The organism is Streptomyces sp. DvalAA-14 (genome assembly GCF_900091855.1).
Lineage (GTDB): Bacteria > Actinomycetota > Actinomycetes > Streptomycetales > Streptomycetaceae > Actinacidiphila.
Genome location: NZ_FMCH01000137.1, coordinates 1 through 11452, shown reverse-complemented (window position 1 = coordinate 11452; position 11452 = coordinate 1). Strand labels below are relative to the sequence as shown.

At 73.3% G+C, this 11452-nt stretch carries 10 protein-coding genes; 4 read left to right on the top strand and 6 right to left on the bottom strand.

What is annotated here, in order from left to right; genetic code table 11:
* The coding region (locus GA0115240_RS06415) for a hypothetical protein (protein WP_218087415.1) at positions 1–736 on the top strand (736 nt) is incomplete at its 5' end.
* Positions 721–1398 (top strand): hypothetical protein, encoded by a 678-nt coding sequence (locus tag GA0115240_RS06410; protein ID WP_093735683.1) that lies wholly within the window; start codon positions 721–723, stop codon positions 1396–1398. The genes GA0115240_RS06415 and GA0115240_RS06410, both read left to right, overlap by 16 nt.
* Before the next feature lie 32 nt (positions 1399–1430).
* On the opposite strand, the gene GA0115240_RS06405 is transcribed toward GA0115240_RS06410, so the two are convergent.
* Both GA0115240_RS06405 and GA0115240_RS06400 read right to left on the bottom strand, forming a co-directional pair.
* Positions 1431–2396 carry a 2-deoxy-5-keto-D-gluconate 6-phosphate aldolase domain-containing protein gene (locus GA0115240_RS06405; RefSeq protein ID WP_093735682.1) on the bottom strand — a complete coding sequence of 322 codons (966 nt, stop codon included), beginning with the start codon at positions 2394–2396 and terminating at the stop codon, positions 1431–1433.
* Between the two features lie 79 nt (positions 2397–2475).
* A complete protein-coding gene (locus tag GA0115240_RS06400) occupies positions 2476–4608 on the bottom strand; it encodes a SpoIIE family protein phosphatase (protein ID WP_346267921.1) in 2133 nt (710 codons plus the stop codon).
* Positions 4609–4980: 372 nt separating this feature from the next.
* On the opposite strand from GA0115240_RS06400, the gene GA0115240_RS36670 reads away from it, so the two are divergent.
* Positions 4981–5121, top strand: coding sequence for a hypothetical protein (locus GA0115240_RS36670; RefSeq protein WP_161302049.1), 141 nt, complete (start codon positions 4981–4983; stop codon positions 5119–5121).
* A 154-nt stretch (positions 5122–5275) separates the two neighbouring features.
* Here GA0115240_RS36670 and GA0115240_RS06395 read toward each other — a convergent pair whose 3' ends face one another.
* The 3 genes from GA0115240_RS06395 to GA0115240_RS06385 form a co-directional block, all read right to left on the bottom strand.
* The gene (locus GA0115240_RS06395) at positions 5276–7069 is read right to left on the bottom strand and encodes an adenylyl cyclase (RefSeq protein WP_093735681.1); all 1794 of its coding nucleotides are present in this window, start codon (positions 7067–7069) and stop codon (positions 5276–5278) included.
* Between the two features lie 409 nt (positions 7070–7478).
* Entirely contained in the window at positions 7479–8093 is a 615-nt protein-coding gene (locus tag GA0115240_RS06390) for a cysteine hydrolase (RefSeq protein ID WP_093735680.1), read from the bottom strand.
* A gap of 401 nt (positions 8094–8494) precedes the next feature.
* Positions 8495–8941, bottom strand: coding sequence for a hypothetical protein (locus tag GA0115240_RS06385; protein WP_141708747.1), 447 nt, complete (start codon positions 8939–8941; stop codon positions 8495–8497).
* A gap of 339 nt (positions 8942–9280) precedes the next feature.
* Here GA0115240_RS06385 and GA0115240_RS06380 point away from each other — a divergent pair, with 339 nt between their 5' ends.
* Positions 9281–10528, top strand: a complete 1248-nt coding sequence (locus GA0115240_RS06380) for a copper resistance D family protein (RefSeq protein ID WP_202451093.1) — start codon at positions 9281–9283, stop codon at positions 10526–10528.
* A 21-nt stretch (positions 10529–10549) separates the two neighbouring features.
* On the opposite strand, the gene GA0115240_RS06375 is transcribed toward GA0115240_RS06380, so the two are convergent.
* Positions 10550–11311: an SDR family oxidoreductase gene (locus tag GA0115240_RS06375; protein WP_093735678.1), complete on the bottom strand. Its 762-nt coding sequence runs from the start codon at positions 11309–11311 to the stop codon at positions 10550–10552.
* Between the last annotated feature and the right edge of the window lie 141 nt (positions 11312–11452).

The window sequence follows — 11452 nt, the reverse complement described above, 5'->3', positions numbered from 1 at the left end:
GCCAAGGACAGCATCCGCTCCGGCCCGGACATCTCGGTGGCGGTCGACACCGTCCGCCTGGACGACGAGGGCCGCAGTTCCGCCTCCCGGGCGAGTCCGGCCCACGGCCGCGCAGCAGCGGACCCTGTCCCGGCCGCAGGAGGCGACGACGCCCGGTTTCGACCGGCTCGTCCACGCGGCCGGCGGGGTCAGTCTCGACAACGTGACCGTCCGCCTCACTCTGACCGGAAACCGGAACCAGCGGATCGACATCCTGGACATCCAGCCGGACATCGTGCGCAAAACGCCGCCGCTGTCCGGTACTTATGTCTGCGCCCCGCCCCAGGGCGGCCCCTCCACCATGAACATGATGTTCGACATGGACCGCCCCCGCCCCATCGCCCGCGACGTGGGCTTCGGCAGCAATGACGAGGCGATCCCCGGCAAGCCCTTCTTCGGCCAGCGGACGATCACCCTGGGCGACACCGAACAGCAGGTGGTGCTGGCCCGGGCCTTCACCGCACACCACTACGTGGCCTTCCGGCTCGCGGTCACCTACATGCTGGGCGCCACGGAGAAGCACACCGTCATCGACGACCACGGAAGCCCCTTCCAGGTCACCGCCATCAACCTCGGCCCCGGCGGCAAGGGCACCTCCTATCGGCGGGTCTTCTCCCTGCAGGACGACTACTCGGTGTGCCAGAGCGCCGGCCCGGGCGCCTCGCCGGCAGCGGAGAAGGCATGCAAACCCTGCTGACGGGGGCCGGGAACCGCCGCTCCCGGCGGCGGGCGCTGTGGCTGGTGGCCGCCCTGCTGCTCATCGCCGCCGGTCTGCTGCTGGAATTCGGGCTGCGCGATCCGGCCGGCCCGGGGACACCCCGGGCGGGCGGCGGACGGGCGGCCGCGTCCGCGGCAGCCTCCGGCCGGGCCCATTCCGGCGGGTCCGTGTCGGCGTCCGCCGGCGCGTCCGCCTCCTCCGCCGTGCCGTGTCCGGGACCCGACCTGGCGGGAGTGGGCGGGACCGGCGCCGGCGTCGGCGCGGTCGAGGACAGCTGGCGCAAGACCGTCGAGCCCGTGTACCGGGCGGCCTGCGCCCGGGACTACCCGGCGCTGTCCCGCCTGCTGGCCGGCGGATCCGCCGCGTCCTTCCTGACCGACGACTGCGCGGGCTGTACCGGGCAGGATCTGGTCGCCATGTGGCGGGACGAATACGGCGTGGACGGCACCGACCTGGCACGTCTGCTGATGACCCGGCCGGTGGTCGACCAGGGCGGACTCACCTACGCGGACGGCGACGCGCTGGCGATCTTCGGACGCGGAACGGGCGAGATCCCCGCGCAGTGGTCCGCCTTCTACCCCGACTGCTCTTCCGACGACCAGTGCCGGCGGATCTCCGCCCTCCTGCCCGGGACGGGCTGATCACCCCAGGCCCGGCGCCGCCCGCGGCGCGCTCAGCTCGCCGGGTCCCCGCGCTGCCCGGCGCTCGCGCCGCTGGCAGCGCAGTAGCGGCCCGCGAAGTCCAGGTAGCGGTCGCGGACCTGACGGGACAGCGCCTCGTCGTCCAGTTCACCGCGACGGTGGGCAGCGACCGCGTCGTCCCAGATACTGCGGCCGATGGCGAATCCGACGAACCCGTCGACGGGGGCGGCCACCTCGATCCAGTGGTGGAGCCGCTGGGCGGGAGCGTCGCGGCCCAGCAGGATCACATCGACTCCGCCGCGGCCCCCGGCCCGCGCCTGCGCGACCACGGCCCGGGCGGCGTCGGCCGTCTCCAGTCCCTCGATCTTCCAGATGGCGGGCTCGATCCCCGCCGCCTGGTTGTCCGCCAGCACGGACACCACCAGATCCGGCCGTACGTCGCGGTCGTACCGGTCGGTGTCGCCGCCCACCGCCGCGAGCTGGTCGTCGGTGCCGGGCACCAAAAGCTCGTAGAGCAGCGGAACAGCCAGCTCGGACAGGCCCCGGCCGACCCGGCGCAGCGCCTCGAACTGACGGGTGCGCAGATCGTGCGGGAACGCCGGGTTGTCCCGCACCAGCACCTTGGCGTAGTCGGGCCGGGCCGCCCGCAGACGGCGCTGCCAGTCGTCGCCGTACTCCAACTCGAACCACGGCCGGCCGCTGCGTTCCACCGGGACGGCGAGCACCACCGGATCGCCGTGCGCCGCGTCGATGACCGGGGCGCCGTATCTCTGGTCGACGAGCACGCCCGGCCGGCCCGCGGGCACCGACGGCAGGGCCATCCGCAGCCCCGCGTAGACCAGCTGCTTGGCCCGGACCATGGCGGCACGCTGCTCGTCGGTCGGGCTGTCGTGCTCGACCCCGAAAACGGTGCGCCCCAGTGATTCGCGGTGGTCCATCGCGAGGAGCAGGAGCGGATCCGCGGCCGAGAAGCGGGCGGTGGCAGCAGGAAGAGCCATGGGGCGATTCTCCCCGACCGGCGGCCCTTCGGCGACTCGCGCGGCCGATGGACCGGCGGGCGGGGTCGCCGGAGCGCGCTCAGGTGGCGCGCAGCAGCAGGACCGCGATGTCGTCGCTGCGGCGGCCGGGCGGCCGGGCGTGGTCGAGCAGTGTGCGGGTGATCCGGTCCGGGGTGCCTTCGGCGGTGGCCAGGGCGCGGGCGAGATCGGCGGTGGAGTCGTCGATGTCGGTGCCGGGGACCTCGACGAGCCCGTCGGTGTAGAGCGCGAGGAGCGCCCCGGGGCGCAGGTCGATCTCGGTGACGGGATAGGTGACGTCCCGGTCGACGCCCAGCACCAGGCCCGGTGGTACGTGCAGGACGTGGGTGCCCAGCACCGGGTCGCGCAGCAGCGGCGGCGGGTGGCCGGCGTTGACCAGCAAGGCGCGGCGGCGGCCGAGGTCGAGATGGACGTAGAGGCAGCTGGTGAACAGGCCCGGGTCGAGATCGGTCAGCAGCCGGTTGGTGCGGGTGAGCACCTGGTCGGGCGGGGTGCCGGCGGTGGCGTACGCCTGGACGGCGGTACGGACCTGCCCCATCAGGGCGGCGGCGTCGGCGTTGTGGCCCTGGACGTCCCCGATGACGGCGGCGCAGCGGGCGTCCCCCAGGTGGATGAGGTCGTAGAAGTCGCCGCCGATGTCCATGCCGCGGGTGGACGGCAGGTAGCGGGCCGCCACCTCCAGACCGGGGATCGACGGCAGCGTGTGGGGCAGCAGCGCCTGCTGCAGGTCGTGGGCGAGCCGGTGCTTGGTGTCGTAGAGCTGGGCGCGGTCCAGCGCCTGGGCGATGAGCCCGGCGAGCGAGGACAGCACGGCCCGCTCCTCGGTGGAGAAGTGGTGCGGGTCGGCGTACGAGATGACGCAGCAGCCGACCGGACGGCCGGAGATGGTCAGCGGCAGGAAGGCCCGGCCCTCCTTTCCGGTGACCGGGACGGGGGCGGGGTACCGGCGTTCCATCTCCTCGTGGTCGGTGAAGAAGAGCGGGTTGCCGAAGACGAAGGTCTCGCCGATGGGGGCCGAGGTGTTGTTCAGGGGCTGGCCGTCGACGCGCTCGATGTCCTGCTCGGTGTAGCCGCGGTGGCCGGTCACGCGCAGGTGGCCGGCGTCCGCGGCGAACAGGACCAGGCCGTCGGCGCCGAAGGCCGGCAGGATCTGGCCGGCGATGAGGTCCACCAGGTCCTGGACGCCGACGACTTCGGTCAGCCCGGCCGCCAGATGCATCACCTCGTAGAGCTGGCCCGGCTTCATCGGGGTCGGCGCGCCGCGCGGCTTCGGTGCGGGGGTGGCCGGCCGCGGCCGGGGACCCGGGCCGGCCGGGGCGATGCGCACGCTGATGCCGCTGTCGTCCGGGTAGAGGCTGAAGTCCAGCCACCGGTCGGGCGGGCGGCAGGCCTGGAACGAGGCGGGCTGGCGGCTGAAGACCGCGGCGCGGTAGCGGTCCTCGTACAGGGGGTCGTTCAGCCACGAAAGCTCCCGCCACAGCAGGGTGCCCCGGAGCTGCTCGGCGCCGCGGCCGAGCAGGCGGGCCGCGGTGCCGGTCACAAAGGTCACCCGGCCGTCCAGATCCAGGGCGCAGCAGCCGCCGGGCAGGCGCTCGGCGAAATCGGCCGCGGCCGGCGTGCCCTCGGCCCGGGCCTGGCGGCTGGACTCGGTGGGCAGCACCCGCAGCTGGTCGGGGGGCGCCAGCGGCCGGCCGCTGGCGTGGGAGGCGTTCTCGAGCAGGTCGGCCGCCCGGCGGCAGCAGCCCACGATCCGCTCCTCCTCCTGCTCGGTCAGCCGCCCGGAGTGGGTGGGCGGCCACAGCAGCAGCATGGCGCCCCACCGGTGGCGGGTGGTGGTCAGCGGGGCGGCGGCCAGTGCGAACTGGTACGGCGTCGCCAGCGCGGTGCGGGGGTACATCCGGGCCAGGTCCTCCTGGCAGCTCACCCACACCAGGCGCTGTTCGTTGACGGCGTCGGCCACCGGCAGCGGAGCGGCCAGCGAGACCCGGCGCCAGGGCTTGATGAAGTCGCCGGGCATGCCGCACATCACCATGATCTCCAGCACGGGCTCGTCCGGGGCGAGCGCGTAGATGCCGACGGCGTAGGCCCCGGTCCGGCGGACGGCCTCGTCCAGCACGTCGTCCAGCAGCCCGTGGCCGACCGCGCCCCCGGCCGCACCAGCCTCCGTCACCACGCCGTCACCACGCCGTCACCACGCCTCCTCCGAGCCACCGGGACGGGGGCTGGCTCCAGCCGCTCCCGGTCGCACCGGCTGTCCCGGCCCGACCGACCAAAAGCCCCGTTCGGGCTATATGCCCTTTTTCGGAAGGGTGACGCCTGTCCGGCGGATTTCGGCTCGCGAGCGCGCGGCCCGGCTTCCGCCGACCCTGCCATCCGTGCAGGTCAGCCGGTCTCTTTACGGCCTCCGCCGAGCTGATCGCGGCCCCGGGGACCGCCGCCTGCCCGCCGCGACGTCCGGCTCGCGCCCGGGACCGCCAGCTTTTTCGACCTTCTGCGGACCGGCAGCCTGACCGGCTCCACCTGCGACGACGTACGGGACACCGTCTTGTACGACCCCCCGTACGCGGCCCGCTTCTGGCTCCCGGGCGACCCGGCGCCGCTCACGCTGACGCCCTTCCCGCCGGGACGGTCCTTCAGCCCCTGCGCCGGCCACGTGAAGGTCATCCCCTTCGGCGTCGCCGGCTGAGGACTCTTGCGCGGCGCCCGGGCGCGGCAGCCGCCGCGCGGCGACCGGCCGGACCGCCGAACGGCCTGCCGCCGACCCCGCGTTCGGGCCGGCGGCAGGCATCGGTCTGCCGGTCCGGCGGTCTGCCGGTCCGGCGGTGTCCGGATCCGGCCGGTCAGACGACGGCGACGCCGTCCGTGTAGCTCTTCATGTTGTAGACGGCGAAGCCGTTCTGCACGGGGTCACCGCTGTTGTTGATGCAGTGCAGAATGCCGCCGCCGCCCGCGCCGTTGAGGCAGACGGTCATCAGGTCGGTGAAGACGACGCCCGGGGTGTCGGGGACCTCGTAGGCCCGGTCGGTGTAGATGTCGGCGTTGAGGTTGAAGAAGCAGTAGCTGCCCAGGCCCCACGCGTGGTGTTCGGTGACGCGGTCGGCGACCTTGTAGGCGGCGTAGCCCTTGGTGGCCCCGTGGACCCAGGCGCTCTGGGTGGGGACGTCGTAGGGGTGCTCGTTCTGGAAGAAGTAGGTGCTGCCGTGGTTGCCCTGCCACAGCACCTCGTACTTCTGGTAGTGCTCGACGGCCAGCGCGTACGCGGTCACGTGGTCGCCGTTGACGACGATGCCGGTGTCGGCCGGGTTGACCGACCAGCCGACGGTGCCGTCCAGGCCGTGGTCGGCGCGCCAGAGCCAGAGGTTGTCGCAGATCACGTCATTGCTGTCGACCTGGACGCTGACACCCGCCCCGCCGGGCAGGGCGCCGCCGATCCGGGCGTAGACGTCGAAGAGCGCGGTGGGGTCGGCGGTGTGCCGGGCCCGGCTGGGGCCGTGGCCGACGCGGAGCAGGACGGGGGTGTGCGCCGAGGCGGCCTCGAAGAGCACACCGGCGACGGTCACACCGCTGACGTCGGCGACCTCCAGGACGGTGTTGCCGTGCGTGGACTGCAGCGTGGCCAGGCCGAGGCCCAGCACGACGGTGCCGGGACGGGTGACGCGCAGCGGCGAGGAGACACGGTAGATGCCCGGGGTGATCAGCAGGTGCTTGCCGCGGGCGAGGGCCTCGTTGATGGTGGCCGCGGAGTCGCCGGGGCGCGTCACGTGGAAGTCGGACAGCGGGATGCTGTGGCCCTGGGCGCGGCCGTGCGCCCAGGTGGTGCCGGTGCTGTCGCGGCGCAGCGCCGGCACGAAGACCTGGTAGGAGCCGTGGCGGTCCACCGTCAGGAACGGCTTCTCCCGCACCACCGGGGTGCGGTCGACGGTGGTGTACGGCGGCGTCGGGAAGGACTGGGCGGGGGCGCCCTGGACACCGACGAAGACCATGTTCCAGTTGGAGCCGGTCCAGCTGCCGAAGGTGTCGTTGCGCGACAGCCACTGCTGTTGCGAGCCCGACTCCACCTGCCCGTCCACCACGCTGTCGGCCAGGAATCCGCCGCTGGACCACTGGTTGCCGGGCGGGCTGGGCCACAGGGTCATGTTGCCCTTGACGTGGACGCGGCGCATCGGACCGGCCTGCGCGACCGCCCAGCGCTCCAGTCCGTCCGGCGGCACGATGCTCAGGTTCTCCGCGGCCCGCCAGAAGTTCTGCGTGCCGTTGCCCTGCAGCCATTGGGCGTCGACCGTGACATGGCCGTTGATCACCACGTCGTCGGGGCTCTCGCCGAGCCCGAGGACGTGCGTGTAGAAGCCGACGTTGATGTCGACGTTGTACGTGCCCGGCTTGAAAGCCAGGGCGTAGCGCTCGGAGCCGAACTGGTTGGACTGCTGGGTAGTGAACACGGCGTCGACCTGCGCCTGGATCGCCGCGTCGCCCATGGAGGGGTCGAAGACGAGGACGTTCGGGCCCAACTGGCCCGCTCCTGGGGCGTGCGACGAGGCGAAGGCCGATCCGGCGGCGAGGTTTCCGACCAGCGGCACAGCGGCGGCGACAGCCGCGGTGCGCAGCACGGTACGGCGGGTGGGGATGACAGGCATGGCGCTCCCTTGCGAGGTGGGTGGGGGAGGGGTGGTGCGCCCGGCTCTCGAGCTGAGAGCGCTCTCGCGGAAGTGAAGCATCGGGGCTGTGCAGGGTCAATAGTCTGTAGACAACGGAGCTTCGGCCCAAGGTTCGTGTTCGGTTGGTGAAGAAGGCGGTTGCCGGCCGCGGGCCCGTGCCGCCCGTCGGGAGCGCTCTCGAGGCGGCCGGGGATGGCCTGTTCGGCGCGGTGCGCCTGCGGCGACCGCTTCCGCGCGGCCGGTCCGCGGGCATGGCGGAGCCCGCCGCGGCACCCGCCCGGTCGGCGGAGCCGGGCGCGGCGGTGTTCGCCGGCTACCTGGGGTGCGGGGACACCACCGCCGGCCGCGCGGCCGGGCGGCCAGCTGGGCGACGGCCCGTGCCGCGGGGTCAGAGGGCGGCGAGCACCTCGGCCGACGTCATCGGCAGCGAGAACATCGGGTAGTCGTAGGTGATCGCGTTGTCGTGCTCCTCCTGGGACGTGGCGGCGACGCAGTCCGGCACGGTGATGACCCGGAAGCCGTTCTCGTAGCCGGTGCGCATCGTCGACTCCACGCAGCAGTTGGTGAGGAAGCCGGCGAGAACGATCGTGTCGATTCCCTTGCTCCGCAGGATGAAGTCGAGGTTGGTGCTCGCGAAGGTGTCGAGGCCGCGCTTTCCCTCGATCACGATGTCGCCCTCGGCCGGGGTCAGTTCGTCCACGATCGCGGCGCCCCAGGTGTTCTTGACGAAGGCCGAGCCGTCCACCACCCCTTTGAGGATGCCGTACGGGTGACGCGACAGCTCGCCGTAGCCGGCGGCGAAGGTGATGGGCGCGTGCATGACGGTGACGCCTGCGGCGCGCGCGGCCCCGGCCAGGGCCACGGTGTTGGCGAGCATCCCGGTCTTGGCCATCACACCGGCCACGGCGTCGTGGAGCACCCCGCCCTCGCTGGCGAACTCGTTCTGGTACTCGATGAGGACGAGTGCGGTCTTCGCCGGATCGAGGCGGAGGGTCTCGGACATGGCGGCTCCTCGGTGAGCTGGGACACATCAGCGGCGGAGAACAGTTTGCCCGACAAAGGCCAACCGGACAGCGGGACGCGGCGATTGCCGGGGCGGTCACGTACGCCTGCGGCGCGGCCACCGCCAAATGGCCACCGCCAAAAGGCCACCGCCGACGGGCCGGAGGGCCGGCCGCCGGACCATTCGCCGCCGGTGCCGGAGTTCGGCGCGCTCCGCCGGGTGGAATACACCCGGGTGATGGTTTGCGGGCCACGGGAAAGGCGCTTGGCGCAATTCCCGGTCGAAAAGGCGGATTTCCCTGGCCGTTGCGGCGGTACTCGGGGCGTTATTGCCGGCGGACCACGACGCCGGCGGGCACGTGGCCCGGCCGGCGATCACCCGGGTCCCCGGCCGCCGGAAGCTCAGATGAGTATCAAGTTGCGTGACATGGACGGTTTCTTGGCCAACACTCGGATGGTCGGGGCCCGAAAGGCGGGGCCGCGCGGGAACGGGGGATCGGTATGAGTGTTCTGGTGGTGGCAGTGGTCCTGGTACTGGCCGTTGGCGTCCTGCTGGTGGCCGCCCTGGTGGGCGCGTCCATCCGTCGCGGCTCCCCGGGTCGCGGTTCGGGCGCGGGCCGGGTGTCCGGTGCGGGTCCGTCCCTGGGCGGCTCCGAGTACGGCGCCGGTCGGCAACCCGTCGGCAGCGAGGGTCACGGTCACCGTCATCACGGCCACGGCCACGGTCCCGGGGGCGGCCACCATCACGACGGCGGTCACCAGGGCCACCAGGGCCACCACGGCCACGACGCCGGCGGGTTGGGCGGTGGCCACGGTGCGGGCCACGGCGGATTCGACGGCGGCGGCCACCACGGCGGCTGACCGGCCGGGAACGGGCGCGAGACGACAGGCGACACGCGACCGGCAACTGGGCCCGAGGACAAGGGCAGCGGCAGGACGGAACACCCCGCAGCGCATCGCGCACAGCGGACGGCGGCCGGCCCGGGATGGCACCCGGGCCGGCCGCCTGCGCGTGGCACGACCGCGCCTCGGCCCGCCCGGCCCGGCCCGGGTGGACGCGGCCGGTACGGAGCCGAGGCGCGTTCTGTTCAGCGCGGGGGCCGTCGAGTTCCTCACATTGACCTCGAAAGTTAGGCATGCCTAACCTAAGGCGCCCGATACCCGCTGCCCGCGAACGAGAGTGGTCCCATGCCCCTGTCCGACCAGTCGTCCCACGTCATGACCCTTGCGGCGGCCGCGCCGTCCACCCCGCTCGGTCCCTTCGAGGACAGCGCCGTGGCATGGACGACCTGGGTCACGCTGATGGGCTTCGTCGGCCTCGTCGCCCTGGCGCTGACCGCCGCGGGACCGGCGGCCCGCGCGATCGGATCGGACGCCCTCGCCGCGGTGACCGCGCGGCTGACCCGGGTGGCGGTCGTCCTCGGGGTGCTGGCCGTGCCGGCGGTACTCACCGACCTCGCCCACGACGCCTCGGAAAGCGGCGGCTACGACTACGGCGCCGCCTGGAACTCGCTGTACGACGGCAGCAACGCCGGCCGCCTGTCCGGACTCGAAGTCACCCTCGTCCTCGTCGGCGCCCTGCTGATCGTCCCGCTGACGGTCCGCACGGTCGCGTCCGGTGCCGCCCGGCGGTGGCTGCTGGCGGCCGGGCTCGCCGCGGGGGCGGTCGCGCTCGGCACCACCAAGTTCCCCGACGCGGTGCCGGACGACTGGGGCCGCATCGTCTTCGAGACGGCCATGTGGATGCTGCACCTGCTCGGTGGCTCGGTCTGGATCGGCGGCCTGGCGGGCCTGTTGCTGCTCGTCCTCCCCGGCGCCGTCGACCCCGCGGACCGCGGTGCGTTCTGGTCCCCGGCGATCCGCCGCTTCTCGGCCGCCGCCATGAGCTGCGTCGCCGCGATCGCACTGTCCGGGCTGTTCCTGTACTGGGAGCACGTCGACGGCCTGTCCCAGCTGACGTCCACGATGTACGGGCGGGTGCTCGGCGTGAAGATCCTGATCTTCGGCGCGCTGCTCCTGCTGGGCGTCTTCAACCAGTTCTGGCTGCACCCCCGCGTCGACGCGCTGCGCGCCGCCGGCGACCGGCGCCCGCTGCACACGCTCCTGGTCCGGGAGTTTCCGGCCACGGTGGCCGTCGAGGTCCTGCTCGGGACGACGGTGCTGTTCGTCGCGCCCTTCCTGCACGGCTCGGCCCGCAATCAAGCCTTCCAGGCCGCCGCGGCCGAGCACTCCGCCGTCTCGCCGGACGACCTGCCCAAGATCCCCGTCAAGGAGGTCAGCGCCTCGACGTGGCTCTGGGGCAGCACCGAGACGGTGCTGATCATCGCCCTGATGATCGCCGGCTACGTGCTCTCCGGGCGCCTGGCCCGCCGCCGCGGCGCCGCGGCCGCCGACCCCGTCGTGGCCACCGCTGCGGGCGACCTCGTGCAGAGGTGAACCGGCGACGGCCGGCGGGGGTCAGGGAGCGATCAGCTGCTGGCCCCCGTCGACGTCGTACGTCGCCCCGGTGAGCGCCTCGTTGCGCATGAGGTGGACGGCCAGCGCGGCGACGTCGTCCGGGCCGACGACCCGCCGGATGGGCAGGGTGCTGCGCAGTTCCTCGCGTCGGGCGTCGAGCTGATCGCCCAGGAGCGAGGCGGACAGCGGGGTGTCGACGAATCCGGGTGCGATGAGATTCACCCGGATCGGCGCCAGTTCCAGCGCCAGATTGGCGACGAGGGCGGGCAGCGCCCCGGTGAGGGCGCCCACCACGGCCATCCCGGCGCCGGGGCGGCGACCGCCGGTGCCGCCGATGAACAGCAGCGTGCCGCCGGCCCGGACCCGGTCCCGGCTGTGCAGGGCGACCCCGAGGGTCAGGGCGAGGTGCTCGTCCAGGGCGCGGCGGGCGGCGGCGAGGTCCATCGTCGCCAACGGCATGTACGGGGGGCCGCCGGCCGTGACCATCACATGGTCGACCTGGCCGGGCAGATCCGCGAAGAAACCCTGGAGGCGGTCGGGGTCGGTGGCGTCGAACGCCGCGGTGGCGACGGGGTCGAGTTCGGCGGCGGCCTGCCGCAGGCGTTCGGGGTTGCGGCCCACCAGGATCACCTGGCCGCCGCCGACGCGGACCTGCCGGGCGGTTTCGCGTCCGATGCCCGAGCTGGCGCCGATCACCACGACCGTCTGCCCGCTGAGATCGGGCTCGCGGCGGCCGCCGGACGCACTCGGCGCGGTGGTCATGACGACACACCGCCGCCCACAGCGGTCACGCCGGACACCTTTGTTCCGTTCGCTGCCCGTCATCCGGTACCTCCGGGGGGAATCGGCCGATGACGCGATTCTCACGCCGCGGGCCGCAGACCGCCCGCCGGCCGGCGGCCC

Excerpts from the sequence above, each read along its gene's own strand:
- GA0115240_RS06410 (WP_093735683.1), top strand. The coding sequence starts at position 721 with ATGCAAACCCTGCTGACGGGGGCCGGGAACCGCCGCTCCCGGCGGCGG.
- GA0115240_RS06405 (WP_093735682.1), bottom strand. The coding sequence starts at position 2,396 with ATGGCTCTTCCTGCTGCCACCGCCCGCTTCTCGGCCGCGGATCCGCTC.
- GA0115240_RS06395 (WP_093735681.1), bottom strand. The coding sequence starts at position 7,069 with ATGCCTGTCATCCCCACCCGCCGTACCGTGCTGCGCACCGCGGCTGTC.
- GA0115240_RS06390 (WP_093735680.1), bottom strand. The coding sequence starts at position 8,093 with ATGTCCGAGACCCTCCGCCTCGATCCGGCGAAGACCGCACTCGTCCTC.
- GA0115240_RS06380 (WP_202451093.1), top strand. The coding sequence starts at position 9,281 with ATGCCCCTGTCCGACCAGTCGTCCCACGTCATGACCCTTGCGGCGGCC.
- GA0115240_RS06375 (WP_093735678.1), bottom strand. The coding sequence starts at position 11,311 with ATGACCACCGCGCCGAGTGCGTCCGGCGGCCGCCGCGAGCCCGATCTC.